Origin of the sequence: Pseudomonas sp. NPDC089407 (assembly GCF_044900445.1) — a bacterium.
GTDB lineage: Bacteria > Pseudomonadota > Gammaproteobacteria > Pseudomonadales > Pseudomonadaceae > Aquipseudomonas.
Genome location: NZ_JBJDNB010000031.1, coordinates 1 through 21,905, shown reverse-complemented (window position 1 = coordinate 21,905; position 21,905 = coordinate 1). Strand labels below are relative to the sequence as shown.

22 protein-coding genes are annotated in these 21,905 nt (G+C 63.3%); 8 read left to right on the top strand and 14 right to left on the bottom strand.

Annotated elements, in window-relative coordinates:
- Positions 1–25: 25 nt before the first annotated feature.
- The 6 genes from ACI2KG_RS21715 to ACI2KG_RS21690 all read left to right on the top strand — a co-directional run bounded on the left by ACI2KG_RS21715 (position 26) and on the right by ACI2KG_RS21690 (position 6,172).
- A complete protein-coding gene (locus tag ACI2KG_RS21715; RefSeq protein ID WP_404663245.1) occupies positions 26–886 on the top strand; it encodes a branched-chain amino acid ABC transporter permease in 861 nt (286 codons plus the stop codon).
- Between the two features lies 1 nt (position 887).
- A complete protein-coding gene (locus tag ACI2KG_RS21710; RefSeq protein WP_400619356.1) occupies positions 888–1,907 on the top strand; it encodes a branched-chain amino acid ABC transporter permease in 1,020 nt (339 codons plus the stop codon).
- Complete coding sequence (locus ACI2KG_RS21705; RefSeq protein WP_400619359.1) at positions 1,907–2,659, top strand: ABC transporter ATP-binding protein; 753 nt, start codon at positions 1,907–1,909, stop codon at positions 2,657–2,659. Before ACI2KG_RS21710 ends, ACI2KG_RS21705 begins: the two co-directional genes overlap by 1 nt.
- The gene (locus tag ACI2KG_RS21700) at positions 2,659–3,354 is read left to right on the top strand and encodes an ABC transporter ATP-binding protein (RefSeq protein WP_404663244.1); all 696 of its coding nucleotides are present in this window, start codon (positions 2,659–2,661) and stop codon (positions 3,352–3,354) included. Before ACI2KG_RS21705 ends, ACI2KG_RS21700 begins: the two co-directional genes overlap by 1 nt.
- Positions 3,355–3,489: 135 nt before the next feature.
- Positions 3,490–4,767 (top strand): Zn-dependent hydrolase, encoded by a 1,278-nt coding sequence (locus ACI2KG_RS21695; RefSeq protein ID WP_404663243.1) that lies wholly within the window; start codon positions 3,490–3,492, stop codon positions 4,765–4,767.
- Between the two features lies 1 nt (position 4,768).
- Complete coding sequence (locus ACI2KG_RS21690) at positions 4,769–6,172, top strand: amidase (RefSeq protein WP_404663242.1); 1,404 nt, start codon at positions 4,769–4,771, stop codon at positions 6,170–6,172.
- Between the two features lie 118 nt (positions 6,173–6,290).
- Here ACI2KG_RS21690 and thiO read toward each other — a convergent pair whose 3' ends face one another.
- From thiO to ACI2KG_RS21665, 5 genes are read right to left on the bottom strand one after another with little or no spacing between them, the layout of a single operon-like run.
- Complete coding sequence (thiO, locus tag ACI2KG_RS21685; protein ID WP_404663241.1) at positions 6,291–7,388, bottom strand: glycine oxidase ThiO; 1,098 nt, start codon at positions 7,386–7,388, stop codon at positions 6,291–6,293.
- Positions 7,389–7,442: 54 nt separating this feature from the next.
- On the bottom strand, positions 7,443–7,832 hold the full coding sequence (locus ACI2KG_RS21680) for a type IV pilin protein (protein ID WP_404663240.1): 390 nt from the start codon (positions 7,830–7,832) through the stop codon (positions 7,443–7,445).
- Position 7,833: 1 nt separating this feature from the next.
- Positions 7,834–8,298: a hypothetical protein gene (locus ACI2KG_RS21675; RefSeq protein ID WP_404663239.1), complete on the bottom strand. Its 465-nt coding sequence runs from the start codon at positions 8,296–8,298 to the stop codon at positions 7,834–7,836.
- On the bottom strand, positions 8,295–8,939 hold the full coding sequence (locus tag ACI2KG_RS21670; RefSeq protein ID WP_404663238.1) for a PilW family protein: 645 nt from the start codon (positions 8,937–8,939) through the stop codon (positions 8,295–8,297). Before ACI2KG_RS21670 ends, ACI2KG_RS21675 begins: the two co-directional genes overlap by 4 nt.
- The gene (locus ACI2KG_RS21665; RefSeq protein ID WP_404663237.1) at positions 8,936–9,118 is read right to left on the bottom strand and encodes a prepilin-type N-terminal cleavage/methylation domain-containing protein; all 183 of its coding nucleotides are present in this window, start codon (positions 9,116–9,118) and stop codon (positions 8,936–8,938) included. Before ACI2KG_RS21665 ends, ACI2KG_RS21670 begins: the two co-directional genes overlap by 4 nt.
- Positions 9,119–9,228: 110 nt before the next feature.
- Here ACI2KG_RS21665 and ACI2KG_RS21660 point away from each other — a divergent pair, with 110 nt between their 5' ends.
- Positions 9,229–9,717: a GspH/FimT family pseudopilin gene (locus tag ACI2KG_RS21660; RefSeq protein ID WP_404663236.1), complete on the top strand. Its 489-nt coding sequence runs from the start codon at positions 9,229–9,231 to the stop codon at positions 9,715–9,717.
- Positions 9,718–9,868: 151 nt separating this feature from the next.
- Here the strand turns inward: ACI2KG_RS21660 and ispH are convergent, their stop codons facing one another.
- The 6 genes from ispH to murJ form a co-directional block, all read right to left on the bottom strand.
- The gene (gene ispH, locus ACI2KG_RS21655; protein WP_201206498.1) at positions 9,869–10,816 is read right to left on the bottom strand and encodes a 4-hydroxy-3-methylbut-2-enyl diphosphate reductase; all 948 of its coding nucleotides are present in this window, start codon (positions 10,814–10,816) and stop codon (positions 9,869–9,871) included.
- Between the two features lie 14 nt (positions 10,817–10,830).
- On the bottom strand, positions 10,831–11,268 hold the full coding sequence (fkpB, locus tag ACI2KG_RS21650; RefSeq protein WP_400619378.1) for an FKBP-type peptidyl-prolyl cis-trans isomerase: 438 nt from the start codon (positions 11,266–11,268) through the stop codon (positions 10,831–10,833).
- Complete coding sequence (gene lspA / locus ACI2KG_RS21645; RefSeq protein WP_400619381.1) at positions 11,261–11,776, bottom strand: signal peptidase II; 516 nt, start codon at positions 11,774–11,776, stop codon at positions 11,261–11,263. The genes fkpB and lspA overlap by 8 nt, the downstream gene beginning before the upstream one ends.
- Positions 11,769–14,600, bottom strand: coding sequence for an isoleucine--tRNA ligase (gene ileS, locus ACI2KG_RS21640; protein WP_404663235.1), 2,832 nt, complete (start codon positions 14,598–14,600; stop codon positions 11,769–11,771). Before ileS ends, lspA begins: the two co-directional genes overlap by 8 nt.
- Positions 14,597–15,547: a bifunctional riboflavin kinase/FAD synthetase gene (ribF, locus tag ACI2KG_RS21635; RefSeq protein ID WP_404663234.1), complete on the bottom strand. Its 951-nt coding sequence runs from the start codon at positions 15,545–15,547 to the stop codon at positions 14,597–14,599. Before ribF ends, ileS begins: the two co-directional genes overlap by 4 nt.
- Before the next feature lie 118 nt (positions 15,548–15,665).
- The gene (gene murJ, locus ACI2KG_RS21630) at positions 15,666–17,204 is read right to left on the bottom strand and encodes a murein biosynthesis integral membrane protein MurJ (protein WP_404663233.1); all 1,539 of its coding nucleotides are present in this window, start codon (positions 17,202–17,204) and stop codon (positions 15,666–15,668) included.
- A gap of 250 nt (positions 17,205–17,454) precedes the next feature.
- Between murJ and rpsT the strand changes: the two genes are divergently transcribed.
- Positions 17,455–17,733 (top strand): 30S ribosomal protein S20, encoded by a 279-nt coding sequence (gene rpsT, locus ACI2KG_RS21625; protein ID WP_003247625.1) that lies wholly within the window; start codon positions 17,455–17,457, stop codon positions 17,731–17,733.
- 228 nt (positions 17,734–17,961) lie between these two features.
- Here rpsT and ACI2KG_RS21620 read toward each other — a convergent pair whose 3' ends face one another.
- The 3 genes from ACI2KG_RS21620 to ACI2KG_RS21610 are packed head-to-tail and all read right to left on the bottom strand — an operon-like array spanning position 17,962 to position 21,524.
- Entirely contained in the window at positions 17,962–20,262 is a 2,301-nt protein-coding gene (locus ACI2KG_RS21620) for an MlaD family protein (protein ID WP_404663232.1), read from the bottom strand.
- Complete coding sequence (locus ACI2KG_RS21615; protein ID WP_404663231.1) at positions 20,255–20,878, bottom strand: paraquat-inducible protein A; 624 nt, start codon at positions 20,876–20,878, stop codon at positions 20,255–20,257. Before ACI2KG_RS21615 ends, ACI2KG_RS21620 begins: the two co-directional genes overlap by 8 nt.
- Positions 20,865–21,524: a paraquat-inducible protein A gene (locus ACI2KG_RS21610; RefSeq protein ID WP_404663230.1), complete on the bottom strand. Its 660-nt coding sequence runs from the start codon at positions 21,522–21,524 to the stop codon at positions 20,865–20,867. The genes ACI2KG_RS21615 and ACI2KG_RS21610 overlap by 14 nt, the downstream gene beginning before the upstream one ends.
- Positions 21,525–21,905: the final 381 nt, after the last annotated feature.

Here is a 21,905-nt window from a genome sequence, read left to right as displayed (position 1 = left end):
GCCGCGCGCTGTCGAGGGCACGCTCATGCTCGATTTGTACCTGTTCCAACTGCTCAACGGCCTGGGCCTGGGGATGATCTACTTCCTCATCGCCGTGGGCCTGACGATCATTTTCGGCCTGCTGAACTTCGTCAACTTCGCCCACGGCGCGTTCTTTTTGCTGGGCGCCTACCTGTGCTACACCGCCGTGGCCCTCACCGGCAACTTCTGGCTGGCGCTGCTGATTGCACCGCTGGTGGTGGCTGCACTGGCCTGGGCGGTCGAGCGCTTGTTGATCAAGCGCATCTACCACCTGCCGCATACCTTCCAGATCCTCGTCACCCTTGGCATCGCATTGATCATCCAGGAAGCCTCGGTGCTGATCTGGGGCCCGGTGGGCAAGAGCATTGCCGTACCGCCGGAGCTGCGCGGGGTGCTGATCGTCGGTGACTTCATCTACCCCTACTACCGGCTGTTCCTGATCGGTTTCGCCGCGCTGATCGGCCTTGGCCTGTGGCTGCTGCTGGAGCGCACCCGCTTCGGCGCGCTGGTACGGGCCGGCAGCGAGAGCACCGAAACCGTGTCGCTGCTGGGTACCAATATCTTCCGCCTGTTCTCCCTGACCTTCGCCCTGGGCGTAGGCCTGGCTGGCGTGGCCGGTGTGCTGTTCGCGCCGCTACGGGGCGCCCAGCCGTTCGTCGGCCCGGAAATCCTCGGCATCGCCTTCGTGGTGGTGGTGATCGGTGGCATGGGCTCGTTCGGCGGCGCACTGGTCGGCGGCCTGCTGGTGGGGGTGGTGCAAAGCATGATGACCAGCCTCTGGCCACAAGGCGCCAGCCTGATGATCTACGGCGCCATGGCCGCGGTGATCCTGGTCCGCCCCTATGGCCTGTTCGGGAGAGCGTGAGATGAGCGAGAAAAATCCAATACCCGTCGCCAAGGGGCGCGCCCCGGCGCTGCTGTTGCTGGTGGTCGCCAGCCTGGTGGCGCTGCCGCTGCTGCTGCCTTCGGCCACCCTGGCCACCGAGATCCTGATTTTTGCCCTGGCCGCGCTGGCCTGCAACCTGCTGCTGGGCTACACCGGCCTGCTGTCGTTCGGCCAAGGCATCTTCTTTGGCGTGGGCGCTTATGGCGCGGCGCTGCTGATGATTCACCTGCAGTGGGGCATGTTCGCCGCACTGCTGGGTGCAGCGGTGTTCGGCGCCTTTCTGGCGCTGCTGGTGGGCGCCCTGGCGATCCGCCGCACGGGCATCTACTTCGTCATGCTGACCCTGGCCTTCAGCCAGATGGCCTACTTCCTGGCCTACACCCTCAGCGGCTGGACCGGCGGTGACAACGGCCTGCTCGACGTACCCCGGCCAAATATCGAAATCGCCGGCCATGTGCTGGTCGACCTGGCCGACCCGCGGCACTTCTACGTGTTCGTCGCCGTGCTGTTCCTGCTGATCTTCGCCGGCGCCCTGCGGGTGATCCGTTCGCCGTTCGGCAGCACCCTGCTGGCCATCCGCGAAAACGAGACGCGCGCCGCCGCCATCGGCTACGACACCCGCCACTTCAAGATCCTGGTGTTCATGCTGTCGGGCGCCATCACCGGTATCGCCGGAGCGCTGTACGCCATGCTGCTGCACTTTGCGCCGCTGTCGAACATCGACCTGATGATGAGCGAGAACATCCTGATCATGACCATCGTCGGCGGCACCGGCTCGCTGTTCGGCTCACTGCTGGGTGCCGGCGCCATCGTGCTGCTGGGCGACGTGCTGTCGGAGCTGTGGCCACGCTGGCTGATGCTGCTGGGGGTGATCCTGATTCTGGTGGTGGTGTTCATGCGCGGCGGCCTGTGGGGCGGCCTGGCCGACCTTGGCAAGCGCCTGCTGGTCAGCCGCAATGCCAATGACAAACCCCAGGCCAAGACCAAGGAGACCCTGTGATGAGCGACTACCTGCTGGAAACCCGCCAGCTGGAACTGGCCTATGGGCCGTTCAAGGCCGTCGCCGGCGTGGACCTTAAAGTGCGCGCCGGCACCATCCACACCGTCATCGGCCCCAACGGCGCAGGCAAGACCAGCCTGTTCCACTGCCTGACCGGCGAGCGCCAGGCCACGGCGGGCAAGATTCTGTTCAACGGCCAGGACATCATCCGCAAGCCGTCCCACGGGCGTGTAGCGCTGGGCATGGCGCGTTCGTTCCAGCTCACCAGCCTGTTCCAGAACCTGTCGGTGCGCGAGAACCTGCGCTTGGCCGCCCAGGGCCGCGATGGCCTGGGCGCGCTGAACTTCTGGCGCAGCGTCGAGCACAAACGCAGCCACTGGGACACCGCCGACCAGGTACTGGAACGGCTGAAGCTGACCGGCCGTGCCGAGACCCTGGCCGGCGAGCTGTCGCACGGCCAGCAGCGGGTGCTGGAAGTGGGCATGTCGATCTGCGCCAAGCCCACCTTGCTGATGCTCGACGAGCCCACCTCGGGCATGGGCATCGATGACATCCCGGTCATGACCGCGCTGATCAGCGACCTGGGCCGCGACCACACCGTGCTGCTGATCGAGCACAACATGAGCATCGTCATGTCGATCAGCCAGCGCATCACGGTGATGAGCCACGGCCAGATCCTGGTCGAGGGTACCCCTGAACAGGTGCGCAACGACGAGCGCGTGCGCACCGCTTACCTTGGAGAGGCCGCCTGATGCTCAACGTCGATTCGATCCACTCCTACTACGACAAGAGCCATGTGCTCGAAGGCGTCTCGCTCAAGGTCGAGGCTGGCGAACTGGTGACCCTGCTGGGCCGCAACGGTGCCGGCAAGACCACCACCTTGCGCAGCATCCTCGGCATCGTCCGCCCCCGGCAGGGGCAGGTCAGCTTCAACGGCCAGCAGCTGGTTGGCCGAGAAATCTTCGACATTGCCCGGCAGGGCATTGCCTTGGTACCGGAACATCGCGGCATCTTCCGCCAGCTCAGCGTCGAGGAAAACCTGAAGATTGCCGTGCGCAAGACCAGCCGCTGGCAGCTGGAGGACGTGTACAGCATGTTCCCGCGGCTGAAGGAGCGGCGCCGTAACGGTGGCTTCGCGCTGTCCGGTGGTGAGCAGCAGATGCTGGCCATTGCCCGCGCGCTGCTCAACGGGCCCAAGCTGCTGATCCTCGATGAACCGACTGAAGGTTTGGCGCCGGTGATTGTTGAAGAGCTGGTGAAGATTCTGCGGCGGATCAAGGACGAGGGGCTGTCGATCCTGCTGGTGGAGCAGAACCTGATGGTCTGCGATGCACTTGCCGACCGCCATTACGTGCTGGAGCAGGGTCGGGTTGCCTACCAGGGCAGTGCGGCGCAGTTCCGGGAAGACCCGAGTATCAAGAACCGGTATCTGGCCTTGAGCGCCTGACACAGACCTCGTTTTCCTGTGCCGGCCTATTCGCGGGTAAACCCGCTCCTACAACGATTTCACCACCCTGTAGGAGCGGGTTTACCCGCGAAAGGGCCAGCACAAGCAACCCAGTATTTTCAGGAGAGATGAACCATGAACACCCGCATCGATCCCGCGCAGCACCTGCTCGGCCAAGGCCCTCTGGTCAGCCGCGAACGCCTCTGGCAATCACTGATGGACCTGGCCCGCCTCGGCGCCACCGCCAAGGGCGGTGTGTGCCGCCTGGCCCTGACCGACCTCGACCGCCAGGCTCGCGACCTGTTCGTGCGCTGGTGCGAAGAAGCCGGCTGCACCGTCAGCATCGACGCCATCGGCAACATCTTCGCCCGCCGCCCCGGCCGCAACCCTGCCCTGCCACCGGTGATGACCGGCAGCCATATCGACACCCAGCCCACCGGCGGCAAATTCGATGGCTGCTACGGCGTCATGGCCGGCCTTGAAGTCATGCGCACCCTCAACGACCTCGACTTGGCCACCGAAGCGCCACTGGAAGTGGTGGTGTGGACCAACGAAGAAGGCTCGCGCTTCCCGCCGTGCATGATGGGCTCTGGCGTGTTCGCCGGTAAATTCGGCCTGCAAGAAACCCTGGACAAGGTCGACGACCAGGGCCTGTCGGTCGGCGCCGAGCTGCAGCGCATCGGCTACGCCGGCCCGCGCGTGCCCACCGGGCATGCCGTCGGCGCCTACTTTGAAGCCCACATCGAGCAAGGCCCGGTGCTGGAAGACCAACGCACCACCATCGGTGTAGTCCAGGGCTGCCTGGGGCAGAAATGGTTCGACCTGGTACTGACCGGCGTCGAGGCCCATGCCGGCCCCACCCCCATGCACCTGCGCAAGGACGCCCTGGTCGGTGCTGCCGAAGTGGTGGCGGCGGTCAACCGTGTGGCCCACGCCCATCAGCCGCATGCCTGTGGCACGGTTGGCTGCCTGACCCTGCACCCGGGCTCTCGCAACGTTATCCCCGGCCAGGTACAGATGACCATCGACCTGCGCCACCTCGACCCCGAATACCTCGCGGCGATGGTCAGCGAAGTGCGCGCGGCCATCGAGTCCGCCAGCGCGAAGCACGGGCTGAGCTACCAATTGACGCCGACCGCCGACTTCCCGCCGCTGTACTTCGCCGAACAGTGCGTCGACGCCGTGCGCCAGGGCGCGCGCGCGCTGGGCCTGAGCCACATGGACATCGTCAGCGGCGCCGGCCACGATGCGATCTTCCTCGCCGAGCTGGGCCCGGCCGGGATGATCTTCGTGCCATGTGAAGGCGGTATCAGCCACAACGAAATCGAAAATGCCGCACCGCAAGACCTGGCCGATGGCTGCGACGTGCTGCTGCGCGCCATGTTCCAGGCCGCCAACCCGGGAGCCCGTTGAGATGACCCAGAAAACCGCGATTGGCGAGTTCACCGCCGTCGAAGTGCTCGAGCTGTACCAGCGCCGCCAGTTGTCACCGGTCGAGGTGGTCGACGACGTGCTGGCACGCATCGACCTGCACAACCCGGCGGTCAACGCCTACTGCCATGTCGACGGCGAAGGTGCCCGCGCCGCCGCCCGGGCCAGCGAGCAGCGCTGGCAACGTGGCGAGCCCTGCGGCCGGCTGGACGGCGTGCCCGCCTCGATCAAGGACCTGACCCTGACCCGTGACATGCCCACCCGCAAAGGCTCGCGTACGATCTCGGGCGCTGGCCCATGGGAGGTCGATGCGCCCTTCACCGCCTTCATGCGCGAAGCCGGCGCGGTGCTGGTGGGCAAGACCACCACCCCGGAGTTCGGCTGGAAGGGGGTCACCGACAACCCGCTGTATGGCATTACCCGCAACCCCTGGGATACCCGGCTGACCGCCGGTGGTTCGTCTGGCGGTGCAGCGGCAGCCGCCGCGCTGAACCTGGGCGTGCTGCACCAGGGCAGCGATGCCGGTGGCTCGATTCGCATCCCGTGCGCCTTTACCGGCACGTTCGGCATCAAGCCGACATTTGGCTATGTACCGCAGTGGCCGGCCAGTGCCATGACCGTGTTGTCGCACCTGGGGCCAATGACGCGCACCGTAGACGACTCGGTATTGATGCTCGACTGCGTCGCCCGGCCTGATGCCCGTGACGGGCTGGCAGGTGCACCACGGCAGGCAGCCTGGCTAGGCCAGGAACAAGACCTGAGCGGCCTGCGCATCGCCTACAGCGCCGACTTCGGCTATGTGCAGGTCGACCCGCAGATCCAGGCGCTGGTGGCGCAAGCAGTACAGCGCCTGGTGTGGCTCGGTGCGCAGGTGGAGGAAGTGGACCCGGGCTTCAGCGACCCGCTGGAAACCTTCAATACCCTGTGGTTTGCCGGCGCAGCGCGGCTGGCCAGTGCGTTGAGCGATGAACAGCAGGCGTTGCTGGACCCCGGGTTGCGCTGGATTGCCGAACAAGGCGCACAGATCAGCTTGAGTGAATACACCCAGGCGCTGGAGGCACGGGCGGAGTTGATTGCGAAGATGAATGCCTTCCACCAGCGCTATGACGTGCTGGTGTCGCCGATGCTGCCATTGGTGGCGTTCGAGGCCGGGCATAACGTGCCGCCGGGGTCTGGCATGGCGCAGTGGATGGAGTGGACGCCGTTCAGCTACCCGTTCAACCTCACCCAGCAGCCGGCAGCGTCAGTGCCTTGCGGGTTTACCCGCGAGGGGCTGCCGGTGGGGCTGCAGGTGGTGGCCGGGCGCTTCGCCGATCAGCAGGTGCTACGGGTGTGCAAGGTGTATGAACAGCATTACCCAAGCCGGCACCTGCAGGCACCGCGTTGACATTCTGGGGCTGCTTTGCAGCCCTATCGCGACACAAGGCCGCTCCTACAGGGGATCGCGTACTCCTTGTAGGAGCGGCCTTGTGTCGCGATAGGGCCGCACAGCGGCCCCGGCAGTCTCAGCCCAAACGCCCGGCTGGCGCATACGGCGCCGGGTCAATGATCGGCTCGGCACCGGTCAGCAAATCGGTAAACAGCTGGCACGAAGCCGGCGCCAGCACCAACCCGTTACGGTAATGCCCGCAGTTCAGCCACAACCCCGCATGCCCCGGCACCGGCCCGATGTACGGAATACCCTCCGGCGACCCCGGTCGCAGCCCGGCCCAGTGCCCCACCACCGTGGCCCCTTCCAGCTCAGGCAACAACTCCACCGCCGAAGCCTTCAGGCTCTCCAGCGCATGCCCGGTCGGGGTCTTGTCATACCCGGCATGCTCCAGCGTACTGCCCACCAGAATGTGCCCATCACGCCGCGGGATCGCATAGCGCCCCTTGGCCAGCACCATGCTCGGCAGGAAGTCTTCGGCACACTTGAACAGAACCATCTGCCCCTTCACCGGCTCCACCGGCAGCTCCAAACCTAGCGTACGCAACAGGTCGCCACTCCAGGCACCAGCACTGAGTACCACCTCATCCGCCGCCAGCACGCCGTCGGCCGTCTGCACGCCGCTCACCCGCCCGCCCTGCTGGGCAAAGCCGGTGATCTGGCAGTGTTCGCGCAGTGTCACATTAGGCAATGCCAGCAACGCCGCCTTCAGCGACTTCACCAAGCGCGGGTTGCGCACATTGGCCACGCCCGCCATGTAGATGGCGCGCTTGAAACCCGGGCCCAGCACCGGCACCGCGTCATAGGCTGCCGAGATATCCACGGCACTCAACGGCCGCTCCACGCGCTTTGCCCAGGCCAGCGCTTCGGCTTCGTCGTCCAGGTCCAGCCAGTACAGGCCAGTGGTGTGCACTTCGGGGTCGACGCCGGTGCTGGCGAACAAGCGCTCGCCCAGCTGTGGATAAAAATCCTGCGACCAGTGCGCCAGGGCAGTCACTGCCGGGCTGTAGCGCCATGGGTACAACGGCGAGACGATGCCGCCGCCAGCCCAGGACGACTCGCGGCCAACCTCGCCCTGATCACACACCACCACCTGGCCGACCTTGGCTGCCAGGTTGAACGCGGTCAGCAGGCCAATCACCCCGCCGCCGACCACCACTACTTGCTTGCTCATCTGTCGATCCAACACCTGAAGTAAAACCGCGATGCACCGGGCACCATTCAACCTTCAGCTTCCCCAGCAGTGCGCGCCATGTTCAGCGCCACCCGGATTGCGCTGCACGCCGGCCTGGTCAAGCTGGAAGTCGCCACAGCCATCCTGCGCCATCAGCCCATGCGGCAGCCGCCGGGCGCGCAGCGTGAAGGTGTCGCTGTCGCGTTGGGCCTGCAGGCTGTAGTAGCGGGTACCGTCGGGCAAGGCCGGGTCGCCCTCGGCGTATTGGCCGGTGCGCACGCGGTGGCGCTCCAGGCGCAGGGCGGCATCATGCAGCAGGCCAACCACTTCGCTGCGCGCGGCTCGCCGAAGCTGGTCGCTGTAACTGGGGTAGGCAATGGCTGCCAGAATGCCGGTCACGGCCAGCACAATCAACAACTCGATCAGGCTCAAGCCTTGCTGCATGTCAGTCTCCTCGCAATCTTTGCCGCCAGCTGATGCGTCGGGTTGTGCCGTCAGCCACGGCGTAGACCGCTTCCAGTACATGTCGTGACTGGGGTTGCTTGCTGACGGCGGTTATCCGGAACAGGGTGACCGGCTGCCCGTCGGGCATGTGCGCGGCACGTTTGCTGATACCCAGGTTCTGTAGATGGACGTAGCCGGTCTGGGTGGTTTGCCATGGCCCTACCAGATCGTGCGGTCGGGCTGGTGGCAGGCACGCCTTACAGGAATCTGGCGGCGCCCGTTCGAGTTCGCGCGCCCCTGCCTGCAAGGCGGCCTCGGCCTCTTCCAGCGCCAGCAGGCCATCGCTCAGGTAGCCGGTCATGCGCGTTTCCACCAACGCGTCACGTAGGGCGGATGCGGCGAGCAGGCCTAAGAGCATGGTGAGTACCAAGGTCAGCAGCAGGACGACACCACGTTGGCGGCTCATGAAGCGGGGGGCGGGTTGCGGATTGCCACGCTCAGCTCATGGCGCTGTTCGAGTTTGAGCGTGGATTCGTACAGTGTCAGGGTGATATCCACCCGCTCTCCTTCCGTCATCGGCACACGCTCGAGACTCATTGCCTGCACATTCTCAACCAACGGTTGAAATTTGCTGTTTCCGCGCTTGAACTTCAGCGTATTGCCTTGGAGCTGGTAGACATACCTGCTGACCGGATACACCAGCGAGTACCCTGCCTTGCGCTTTTCATCCACAGAGGCTTCTTTGAGGCAATCGGTGTGCAAATACCACTCAGGTGCGCCCGCTTGCCCAGGTAACTCCGCCACGATCAAGCTCAGTGAGGATGCTTCGACCACCACGGGGCGGGCGAATACCTGGTGCAAAGTCGGGTCGTCGAAATCGTCAGGTTTCAAACGCAAGCAACCAAACATCGCTGCCATGCGGATATCCTGAGCCATGCGCAGCAACGCCTGCCGAGCCTCGTCCTGCATACGTGTCGCAGTACTTTGCAGGCGCCAGGTCTGGTGAGCAGATGTAAACAGCTGACTAGCCGCCACCAGCAGCATCAACCCAATAGCCAGCGCCAGCATCAGCTCAAGCAAGCCAAAACCACGTTGACCGCGCCTCATCGACGCCCCCGCTCATGCTCACTGTGCACCGCCATGGCCGCCTGCCCATCGCGACGCGCGCTGTCCACAGCCTGCAGGGCCTTCAACTGCAACCCCGCCGCTGCGAACATGCCCACGGCCAAAACCACCACCGCCAACAACACTTCCAAAAGCGTCATGCCCCGTTGCCTTGCCTGCATCCCTGCACCTCCTGCGACTTTTCCCGCAATGGCCTTTACCTCGGGCGACTGGACCTCTTGTCCGGCGACCACGAAGCTATTAGCCAAGCACTTCCGGGGAGGAATGCACGGTGAAGCAACGCGGCGTAACACTGATACAAATGTTGTCGGCCTTGGCCGTGGCGATGTTGCTGACACAGCTCGGCATGCCGGCCTACGCCAGGATGAGCGATGACCTGCACAGGGCGGCAGCGGCGCGTGACTTGGCCCAGGCACTGCGCAGTGCGCGCAGCCATGCGCTATTGCAAGGGCAGCCAGTGCTGGTGCAGGCGTTGGACGGTAACTGGGGGAATGGGTGGCGGGTGGAGTTGGAGCATAACCGGCAGGTGTTGCGTGAGCAGCGGTTGGCACGGCCGTTGAAAATTACCAGCAATAAAGGTGAGCAATTCAAGTTCAGTGCACAGGGGGTGCCGATGAACCTGGCTAACAGTTGGTTCTCGTTTACTCTGGAAGTGTGCGAGCGCTCATCGGCCAGCAGCCGCTATCAAGTGGTGATGGCATCGACCGGAAGGGTCAATCTGCTCACAGAGAGCCGCAACAATAACCGCTGCCCCGGCTAACGCGGTCGTTGTAGGAGCGGCCTTGCGTCGCGATGGGCCGCAAAGCGGCCCCGGCAATCTCAGCTTTTACGCGAAAATCCTGGGGCCGCTGTGCGGCCCATCGCGACGCAAGGCCGCTCCTACACGGGGACCGCGTAATCCCCGAGCGCAATCAGATCAGCGACCGAACCCGCAGCTCTTTGGGCATCGAGAAGGTGATGTTCTCTTCCCGCCCATCCAGCTCTTCAGCGCCAGTGGCGCCCCAGGCCTTTAGCTGTTCGATTACCCCACGCACCAGCACTTCGGGCGCCGAAGCACCGGCAGTGATGCCGATCCGTGCAGCCTGGTCGAACCAGCCGCGCTGCAGGTCTTCGGCACCGTCGATCAGGTAAGCCGGGGTGCCCATGCGCTCGGCCAGCTCGCGCAGGCGGTTGGAGTTGGAGCTGTTCGGGCTGCCGACCACCAGTACCACGTCGCTCTCACCGGCCAGCTGCTTGACGGCGTCCTGGCGGTTTTGCGTGGCATAGCAGATGTCGTCCTTGCGCGGGCCGCCGATGTTCGGGAAGCGTGCACGCAAGGCGTCGATGACACGGCTGGTGTCATCCATCGACAACGTGGTCTGGGTCACGAAGGCCAGGTGGTCCGGGTCGCGCACCTGCAGGTTGGCCACATCGTCCTCGTCTTCGACAAGGTAGATGGCGCCGCCATTGCTGGCGTCGTACTGGCCCATGGTGCCTTCGACTTCCGGGTGCCCTTCGTGGCCGATGAGAATGCACTCACGGCCATCGCGGCTGTACTTGGCCACCTCGATATGTACCTTGGTCACCAAGGGGCAGGTGGCATCGAACACTTTCAGGCCACGGCCAGCCGCTTCCTGGCGCACGGCCTGGGAAACACCGTGGGCACTGAAGATGACGATGACATCATCCGGCACCTGATCCAGCTCTTCGACGAAGATGGCGCCACGGTTGCGCAGGTCTTCCACCACGAACTTGTTGTGTACCACTTCGTGGCGCACATAGATCGGCGGGCCGAAAACTTCCAGCGCGCGGTTGACGATCTCGATCGCCCGGTCGACCCCCGCGCAGAAACCGCGAGGGTTGGCGAGTTTGATTTGCATGCTCGGCTCCAGGCTTACAGGGCCTTCACCTCGAGGATCTCCACCTCGAAGCTCAGGGTCTTGCCAGCCAGTGGGTGGTTGAAGTCGATGGTCACCTGCGCGTCATCGAAGGCCTTGACCACGCCCGGCAACTCGGCGTTGGCAGCATCGTTGAAAATCACCAGCAAACCTTCGGACAGCTCCATGTCGGTGAACTGCGAGCGCGGCATCACCTGCACGTTCTGCGGGTTAGGCTGGCCGAAGGCACTCTCCGGGGCCACGGTGACGGTGCGCTTGTCACCGGCCTTGAAGCCGAAAAGCGCAGCTTCAAAGCCCGGCAGCAGGTTACCGTCGCCGACCTTGAACACGGCCGGGGACTTGTCAAAAGTGCTGTCGACGGTGTCGCCGTTTTCCAGGTGCAGCGCGAAGTGCAGGGTGACTTCGGTGTTCTGGCCGATACGGGTGTCAGTCATGGACCGGATCCTCGGACTTTTTGCTCTTGAACATATCCAGCGCCAGCATCACCGCACCAACGGTGATGGCGCTGTCGGCCACGTTGAAAGCCGGGAAGTAATGGCGGTTCTGCCAGTGCACCAGGATGAAATCGACCACATGGCCCAGCACGACGCGATCGTACAAATTGCCAATGGCCCCACCCAGCACCAACGCCAGCGCCACGGCCAGCCAGGTCTCGTTGCGCCCCAGGCGCTTGAGCCATACCACCAGCACGGCACTGACCACCACGGCGATCAGGGCGAACAGCCAGCGCTGCCAGCCGGCGCCATCGGCCAGGAAGCTGAACGCGGCCCCGGTGTTGTAGGCCAGGGTCCAGCTGAAGTAGTCAGGGATGACCACAATCTGCTGGTACATGGTCAGGGCATTATTGAAGTACAGCTTGGTGGCCTGGTCGACGACCAGGACCAGCAAGCTCAGCCACAGCCATGCCAGGCGCCCGAGGCGCCCCGCTGCAGGGTTAGGCATAGTGGCGCACCTCTCCCGAACCGGTCAGGTTGTCGACGCAACGGCCACAGATTTCCGGGTGCTCCGGGTGGCTGCCGACGTCGGCGCGGAAGTGCCAGCATCGGCCGCACTTGGTGTGGCTGGACTTGACCACTTGCAGCTTGAGGCCTTCGACTTCGGTGGCTACCGCTTCGGCCGGAGCGTGGGCGAATGGCACCACACTGGCGGCCGATGTGATCAGCACGAAGCGCAGTTCGTCGCCCAGCTTGCCCAGGTCGGCGCTCAGGCCTTCGTCGGCGTACAGGGTGACTTCGGCCTGCAGGTTACCGCCGATGACCTTGGCGGTACGCTGGTTTTCCAGCTCCTTGTTGACCGATGCCTTCACCGCCATCACGCGGTCCCAGTAAGCGCGGTCCAGCTCGGTGCCTTCCGGCAGCCCGCTCAAGCCCTGGTACCAGCCGTTGAGCATTACCGACTCGTTGCGCTCGCCCGGCAGGTACTGCCAGATTTCGTCGGCGGTGAACGCCAGGATCGGCGCGATCCAGCGCACCAGCGCTTCGCTGATGTGGTACAGCGCGGTCTGGCAGGAACGGCGGGCGACACTGTTGGCGCCGGTGGTGTACTGGCGGTCCTTGATGATGTCGAGGTAGAAGCCGCCCAGTTCCTGAACGCAGAAGTTGTGCACCTTGGAGTAGACGTTCCAGAAACGGTACTCGCTGTAGTGCTCTTCCAGCTCGCGTTGCAGCAGCAGGGTGCGGTCCACGGCCCAGCGGTCCAGGGCCAGCATGTCTTCCGGGGCCAGCAGGTCGCGGGCCGGGTCAAAGCCGGACAGGTTGGACAGCAGGAAGCGCGCGGTATTGCGGATACGCCGGTAGGCGTCGGCGCTGCGCTGCAGGATCTGCTCGGAAACGGCCATTTCACCGGAATAGTCGGTGGCCGAAACCCACAGGCGCAGGATGTCGGCACCGAGGGTGTTGTTGACCTTTTCCGGCTCGATGGTGTTACCCAGCGACTTGGACATCTTGCGGCCGTTCTCGTCCACGGTGAAGCCGTGGGTCAGCAACTCACGGTAAGGCGCGTGGTTGTCGATGGCGCAACCGGTCAGCAAGGACGAGTGGAACCAGCCGCGGTGCTGGTCGGAGCCTTCCAGGTACAGGTCGGCGCGCGGGCCGGTGGCGTGACCGATGTCATGCGAGCCACGCAGCACGTGCCAGTGGGTGGTGCCCGAGTCGAACCACACGTCGAGGGTGTCGGTGATCTTGTCGTACTGGCCGGCTTCGTCGCCCAGCAGTTCAGCCGCGTCCAGCTTGAACCAGGCCTCGATGCCTTCCTTTTCCACGCGTTGGGCAACGGCGTCCATCAGCTCGACGGTGCGCGGGTGCAGCTCGCCGGTCTGCTTGTGCAGGAAGAACGGGATCGGCACACCCCAGTTGCGCTGACGCGAGATGCACCAGTCCGGGCGGTTGGCGATCATCGAATGCAGGCGCGCCTGGCCCCAGGCCGGGACGAACTTGGTCTCTTCGATCGCTTTCAGCGCGCGCTCACGCAGCGGCTCGCCAGTGGTTGGCTGCTTGTCCATGCCGACGAACCACTGCGCGGTGGCGCGGTAGATCAGCGGGGTCTTGTGGCGCCAGCAGTGCATGTAGCTGTGGCTGATGGTTTCGGTGTGCATCAGCGCACCGACTTCGCTCAGCTTGTCGACGATGGCCGGGTTGGCCTTCCAGATGAACTGGCCGCCAAAGAATGGCAGCGACTCGACATACACACCGTTGCTCTGCACCGGGGTGAGGATGTCGTCGTTGACCATGCCGTAGCGCTTGCAGGTGACGAAGTCGTCTTCACCGTAGGCTGGCGCGGAGTGCACCACGCCGGTACCGGCGCCCAGCTCGACGTAGTCAGCCAGGTAGATCGGCGACAGGCGGTCGTAGAACGGGTGACGGAAGTTGACCAGTTCCAGCGCCGAACCCTGGGCGGTGGCGATCACCGAGCCTTCCAGGTTGTAGCGTTTCAGGCACGACTCGACCAGCTCTTCGGCCAGCACCAGCAGGCGCTCGCCGGTATCGACCAGGGCGTACTTGAACTCCGGGTGGATGTTCAGCGCCTGGTTGGCCGGGATGGTCCACGGGGTGGTGGTCCAGATCACGATGGCGGCTGGCTTGGCCAGCGAGGCCAGGCCGAAGGCGGCAGCCAGCTTGGCCTCGTCAGCGACCGGGAAGGCCACGTCGATGGTCTGCGATTTCTTGTCAGCGTACTCGACTTCTGCCTCGGCCAGGGCCGAACCGCAATCGAAGCACCAGTTCACCGGCTTCAGGCCCTTGAACACGAAGCCTTGCTTGACCATCTCGGCCAGGGCGCGGATTTCACCGGCCTCGTTGGCGAAGTTCATGGTCTTGTACGGGTTGTCCCAGTCACCCAGCACACCCAGGCGGATGAACTCGGTCTTCTGCCCTTCGATCTGCTCGGCGGCGTACTCGCGGCACAGCTCGCGGGTGCGGTCGGCAGACAGGTGCTTGCCGTGGGTAACCTCGACCTTGTGCTCGATCGGCAGGCCATGGCAGTCCCAGCCCGGCACGTACGGCGCATCGAAGCCGGCCAGGGTCTTGGAACGGACGATCATGTCCTTGAGGATCTTGTTCAGCGCATGACCGATGTGAATCTTGCCGTTGGCATAGGGCGGGCCGTCGTGCAGGACGAACTTGGGACGATCCTTGCCAATTTCGCGCAGCTTCTGGTACAGGCCAATGCTGTCCCAGCGCTGCAGGATCTGCGGTTCGCGCTGAGGCAGGCCGGCCTTCATGGGGAAGGCGGTGTCCGGAAGGTTAAGCGTGGCTTTGTAGTCGGTCATTTCAGGCTCTTGGTTAGCGGTTGAGCGTGCCAATGTGCACGTGCGGCGGCGATATCCGCATCGATCGCCGACTTCAGCGCCTCCAGGGAGGCGAATCGCTGCTCTTCACGCAGCTTGTGGTGGAACTCCACCGTCAGGCGCCGGCCATAAAGGTCGCCGGCATAGTCCAGCAGATGAATTTCCAGGTGCGGGCGCCCGTCACCGGCAACGGTGGGGCGCACGCCGATGTTGCCGACACCCGGCCAGGCCTTGCCGTCGATCTCGATGCTGGCCAGGTAGACCCCGGACAGCGGCACGCGGCGGCGCTTGAGCTGGATGTTGGCGGTTGGTGTGCCCAGCTGGCGAGCCAGCTTCTGGCCGTGCAAGACACGGCCGGTAATGCGGTACGGCCGGCCCAGCAAGTGCTCGGCCAGCTGGAAGTCGCCTTCGGCCAGGGCCTTGCGTATTTCGGTGCTGCTGACCCGCAGGCCGTCCTGGATCACCGTGTTGGCGGCCTCGACGGTGAAACCGTATTGCTTGCCAGCCCCGACCAGGAAGCCGAAGTCGCCGGCGCGGTCGCAGCCAAAGCGGAAGTCATCGCCCACTTCGAGGTGGCGCACACCCAGGCCGTCGACCAGGATGGCCTTGACGAAGGCATCGGCGCTGAGCTTGCTCAGGCGCTGGTTGAACGCCAGGCACAGTACCCGGTCGATGCCTTCGGCGGCCAGCAGTTCGACCTTGTCGCGCAGGCGGGCCAGGCGCGCCGGGGCGGTGTCGGGGGCGAAGTACTCGCGCGGTTGTGGTTCGAAGATCACCACGCAGGTCGGCAGGCCTAAAGCCTGGCCGCGCTCGCGCAGGCGCGCCAGGATTGCCTGGTGGCCGCGGTGAACCCCGTCGAAGTTGCCAATGGTGGCGACACAGCCCCGGTGCTCGGGGCGCAGGTTGTGAAGACCTCGAACCAGCTGCATAACGCGCTTCTTGCTCATAAAGTGGCCGATTATAACCACACCCGGGCGCCGGTGACAGGCAGCAGCGCCCAAGGGCGGCGTGGAATGCGAAAAACCGACGCCTGACCCGCCCGAAGCCTTAGTGCAAGGCCTTGCGGGCAAAATGCCGCGGCCGGAAGCCGCACAGGTACAGGCAGCCAAAATAGGTCACGACGCCCGCCAGGATCAGCGCCCCCAGGCGCATGAAGCGCTCAAGCATGATGCCCTGCTCCCAGGCCGGCATGTAGTGCATGCCCGCCAGCAGTACGGCCGACATCAGCGCCACGGCCAATACCAGCTTGAGCAGGAACATGGCCCAGCCTGGCTGCGGCTCGAACAGCTGCTGGCTGCGCAGCTTCCAGAACAGCAAGCCGGCATTCAGGCAGGCACCGAGGCTGATTGCCAAGGCTAGCCCGGCATGTGCCAGCGGGCCGACCAGCGCCAGGTTGAACAGCTGGGTGCAGACCAGGGTAAACACCGCAATCTTCACCGGCGTGCGGATATTCTGCTGCGCATAGAAGCCGGGTGCCAGTACCTTGACCAGAATGATCGCCAGCAAGCCTACGGAATAGGCCATCAGCGCCCGCTGGGTCATGGCCGCATCAAACGCACTGAATTTGCCGTACTGGAACAGCGCCACGGTCAACGGCTCGGCAAGAATGGCCAAGGCCAGGGTGCACGGCAACACCAGCAGGAAGCACAGGCGCAGGCCCCAGTCGAGAATCCGCGAGTACTCTTCGCGGTCCTTGTTGGCGTAGGTCTTGGCCAGGGTCGGCAGCAGGATGGTCCCCAGCGCCACGCCCAGCACGCCCGAAGGCAGCTCCATCAGGCGGTCGGCGTAATACATCCACGACACCGAGCCGGCCACCAGGAACGAGGCGAAGATGGTGTTGATGATCAGCGAGATCTGGCTTACCGACACCCCCAGAATCGCCGGCAGCATCTGCTTGAGCACTCGCCACACGCCGGTATCGCGCAGGTTCAGGCGCGGCAGCACGAGCATGCCGATCTTCTTCAGTGCCGGCAGCTGGTACAGCAACTGCGCCAGACCGCCGGCCAGCACACCCCAGGCCAGGGCCATGATGGGCGGGTTGAAGTACGGCGTGAGCAGCACCGCGAAGGCGATCATCGCCACGTTCAGCAAGGTCGGGGTAAAAGCCGGTACCGAAAAACGGTTCCAGGTATTGAGGATCGCCCCGGCCAGGGAAGACAGCGAGATCAGCAATATATAAGGAAATGTCACCCGCAACAGGTCGGTGGTCAGCTGGTATTTTTCAGCGCTGTCGACAAAACCCGGCGCCGTCGCCCACACCACCCACGGGGCCGCCAGGATGCCGATGGTGGTGACCAGGGCCAGGACCAGGGTCAGCAAGCCACTGACATAGGCAATGAAGGTGCGTGTCGCCTCCTCGCCTTGCTGGGTCTTGTATTCGGCCAGGATCGGCACGAAGGCCTGGGAAAAAGCACCCTCGGCAAAAATACGCCGCAGCAGGTTGGGCAGCTTGAATGCGATGAAAAAGGCGTCGGTTGCGACACCTGCCCCAAAAATACGCGCCAGGATGGTGTCGCGAATAAAGCCCAGCACCCGCGAAATCATGGTGATCGAGCTTACTGCAGCCAGGGATTTGAGCAGATTCATCGAAAAGATTCACGCCAATGACAGAGGACGCTGCCAGACAGCGTCCGAATGTGCGATACTCCCGCGCCTTCGCAGGGGAGCCAAAAATTCCCGAGTGTACAGGTCGCGCAGCAGAAAGGAATCTTTCCGGCTTGTTGGCGCACCGCTCGGCGGAACCTTGCAAGTGGCCTTGACATCCGGTCGACTGATCGGCATGATTCGCGGCCTATTTTGTTTGCTATTTACCTAAAGTCTTTCGAGGAGCTCGACGGTGGCCAACACACCTTCCGCCAAGAAACGTGCAAAACAGGCTGAGAAGCGTCGCAGCCACAACGCCAGCCTGCGTTCCATGGTCCGCACCTACATCAAGAATGTAGTTAAAGCCATTGACGCAAAAGACGCCGAAAAAGCGCAAGCCGCTTACGTTCTGGCTGTACCTGTAATCGACCGTATGGCCGACAAGGGTATCATCCACAAGAACAAGGCTGCTCGTCACAAAGGCCGTCTGAATGGCCACATCAAGGCGCTGAAAGAAGCTGCAGCTGCCTAAGCGACGTGCAAGTCGAAAAGCCGACCCTAGGGTCGGCTTTTTGTTGTCTGCGATTTATGCATGCTCCAGGGGCGCAACGCTTTTTGTAGGAGCGGCCTTGTGTCGCGATCGGGCTGCAAAGCAGCCCCGGCAATATCTGCACAGCAGCTGAAATCGAGGGGCTGCTGCGCAGCCCGATCGCGACACAAGGCCGCTCCTACAAAAAAGCAGGCCTGTGTTTGCCCGGTGTTACTTGGCTATCTGAATTTTTGGCGCCCACTGCAGCCACTGGTCCTCGGCCTTGTCGAACAAGGCAAAGGTCTGCTGCGGCCGTGCCGGGTTGCCCATCTGCTCGCCATCCGGCGTCGCGAAGGCAATGCCACCATCGATCAGGGTCTCCACCGACTCGGTACGCACCGTAGCGCCCTTGAACAAGCCCCAATCGAAGCCGAAGCCGCTGCTGTTCCAGAAGCGGCTGCCGCTGCGCACCAGGGCTGCATAGCGCGGTTCGATAAGGATATGGATCAGCACCCGGTCAGCACTCTGGCCCAGCTCGAAGCCCGTCACCTTGCCCACCGCCACCTCTCGGTAGGTCACCGGCACACCCGGCTTGATCGAGCCACGCCGCGGCGCGCTGAGCGTCAGTGGCAGGCCAACCTCTGGCCCTGCCACCTGCGGCGCATCGGCCAAGGCAATGAAATCGCGCTGCGGTCCACGGTCTTTGGCCGCCGGCTGCACTTCCAGATACTGCCCACCAATCAGCGTGTCGAGATTTTCAGTGCGCACCAGGCCCAAGGCCGGTTTGACCACCCAGAACTGCGTACCGGCACGGGCAATGCGGTTCGCCGCTTCGGTAATACGCGCCCGCAGCAGCACCGCCTGCAGGTCGTCAGTGAGGTCGACACTCTCGATACTGCCCACATCCAGGCCGCGGAAGCGAATGGCCGTACCCGGCTTCAGGCCATCGGCGCGATCGACCCGAATGGTGATCAAGGTACCAGTACGGTTTACCGCCTCTTGGCTTTCAAGCAGCCGGAAGCGCGGAATATGGCGCTTCAACGGCACATCGGGCCGCGGCGTATCGAATGCGATACCGCCAGCCATCAGCGTCTGTAGCGATTCACTCTTGATCTTGATGCCCGAGAGGCCGCCAGTCAGGGTAATGCCGCTGACGTTCCAGAAGCGCGACGACCCGTTTACAAGCTTCTCGTATTCCTTCTCGATATGCACACCGATCAGGATGCGGTTGCTGTTGCGGGCGAACTGGTAGCTTTGCACACTGCCCACCTTCACTTGGCGGTACATCACCGGGCTACCGACCTCCAGCGAGCCCAAGGTATCGGCGAACAGCACCATGTGCAGGCCCGGCGCCTTGAGGTCGAGCGGTGGCGCCTTGGCGCGCGCTTCGAACTCACGTTCCGGCCGCTGCCCCCTCTCACCGGGGCGAATGGCAATGTAGTTACCTTTGACCAACGCTTCCAGGCCGGTGATACCCGCCAGAGAAATCGACGGCTTCACCACCCAGAACTGTGTGCCCTCAACCAGGTAGTCTTCGGTCAGCGGGTCCAGGGTCAGCTCAGCCGAAGCGCTGGCCAGGTTGTCTTCCATCTTCAGGGTTTTAAGCGAACCTACCTGGATACCCTTGTACATCACCGGCGTGCGGCCCGCCTGCAGGCCTTCGTAATCGCTAAGCTTCACCTTGACCCGGATACCGGCCTGGGCTGCGTCGAAGTCTTCATACAAGCGGAATGGCAGGCTCGGGTCGGTGGGCGGGCTGTCCTTGCGGTGCTCTGGCGTCGCAAAGGCAATACCACCGGCAACGATGCTCGAAAGCGACTCGCTGCGCACCTTCACCCCCGAGAGCGACGCATCGATACTGACGCCGCTGGCATTCCAGAATCGCGTGTGCTTACGCACCAGGCTGGCATAGGCTGGTTCGATGAAGACCTTGACCTCGACGGTACTCTGGTCTTCGGATAAGCGGTAGCTTTTGACCCGGCCTACCTGGATCTGCTTGTAGAACACGGGGCTGTCACGGTTGAGCGAACCCAGCCGCTCGGCCTTGAGCATAAGGTGCAGGCCCGGCTCGCTATCGGACAGCGGTGGCGCCACTTTCAGTGCCTTGAACCGCTTGGTAGGCTCGCCCTCCCCTGGGCTGACTGCAATGTAGTTACCGGACACAAGCGTTTCCAAGCCAGAAATACCTGCCAGGCTGACACTTGGCTTCACCAGCCAGAAGCGTGTGCCCTTGTTCAGATGGGGCTCAGCCGCTTTGTTCATCTCGATCGTGGCGATTACACCCTGAGTGTCGCCCTTGGCATCAAGCACCAGGCTCTTCACCTTGCCCACCGGCATGCCCTTGTACATGACCTCGGTCTTGTTGGCGACGATGCCGTCGCCCGACTCGAAGCGTACTTCAATATCCACACCGGCATCACGGTAGGCCTGCCATGCGAGCCAGCCACCGATCATCAACGCGATCAACGGCAGGATCCAGATGGCCGACCAGTTAGAGGCGGGGCGGGTTTTAGCCGTTGGCAGGTCACTCATGGTCGTCATCCGACTCCGTGTTATCCCAAATCAGTCGGGGATCGAAAGTTAAAGCGGCAAACATCGTCAGGATCACCACAGTTGCAAAGGCGACAGCGCCCAGGTTGGCTTCGACACTGGCTATTCGGCCGAAATTCACCACGGCCACCAGAATGGCTATGACGAAGATATCCAGCATGGACCAGCGCCCAATAAATTCGATGAAGCGGTACATCAATATTCGTTGCCGGGCAGATAATGGCTGCCGGCGTTGCACGGAGTACAGCAGCAAGCCGATGCCCACCAGCTTGAACGTGGGCACCAGGATACTGGCAATGAACACCACCGCCGCAATCGGCACCATGCCATGCTTGAGCAGGGTGATAACCCCGGACATGATCGTGTCCGGACTGCCCTGGCCGAGGGTGCTCACTGTCATGATCGGCAGCAGGTTGGCCGGAATGTACAGGATCGACGCGGCAATCAGCAGCGCCCAGGTACGCACGATGCTGTTCGGCCGGCGCGCATGCACGATGGCGCCGCAACGCGTGCAGGTTTGCGAAGTGCTGCCTGGTTCTTTCCGGTTCAGCTCGTGACATTCATTGCAGACCAGAATGCCCGCATCAATCGCCCGCATGCAGGTCCTCCCCTGATAGCGCACTCCAGATCTGGTGGGGTGACATCACCACTTCGAGCCACACCTGGATCAACAACAGACTGATAAAACAGAACAGCCCCAAGCCTACGGTCAGTTCGGCCAAGTCCACCAGTTTGACGATGGCCACCAGCACGCCCATGAAATAGACCTCGAGCATGCCCCAGTCGCGCACGTGGTGATAGAGGCGGTAGAACACCAGCCCATAGTCCCGCCCTACGTTCAGGCGAATACTCAACAACACGGTCAGCTGGCATAACAGCTTGATCAGCGGTATGGCCATGCTGCACAGGAACACGACTACGGCGACGCCGCGCATTTGCGAGTTATAAAGGCCCAGCACACCGCTCCAGACGGTATCGTCCGAAGTCTGGCCGAGCAGGTGCAGCTGCATGATTGGCAGGAAATTGGCCGGGATGAACAGCAACAGTGCTGTAAGCACCAGGGCCAGGCTGCGGTTTACCACGTTGTGCCGGTGGGCGTAGAGCTCGTAGCCGCAGCGCGGGCATTGGGCTTTTTCATCATGCTGAAGCACCGGCTTGCGCAGCAGCAGGTCGCATTCGTGGCAAGCGACAAGCTCGTCCAGTGGCAATTTGGCCAGTGATTCAGGTTCGACAGGATTGGACATATAGCGCTTCTGAATAGGTGCGTGGACCTATTCTAGTGTTATGGCTCGAATTGTGGGAGGACATCGCCCGTTAGGCTCAAATACCAACAGGCCCGACGCAATTACTGCCATGCGCCGCGATCCCTGTGGGAGCGGCTTTAGCCGCGAAGCAGGCGACGCGGGGGGATGGCACCGGCTGCGCCGGTGTTCGCGGCTAAAGCCGCTCCCACAGGGAACCGGGCATGACCGGGGATCTGCGTCCGGCTTGAGATTTTTGCCCCACAAAGACAAAACCCCTACCTGCATACGCAGATAGGGGTTTTGCGAAATGAATCTTGACGATGACCTACTCTCACATGGGGAAACCCCACACTACCATCGGCGATGCATCGTTTCACTGCT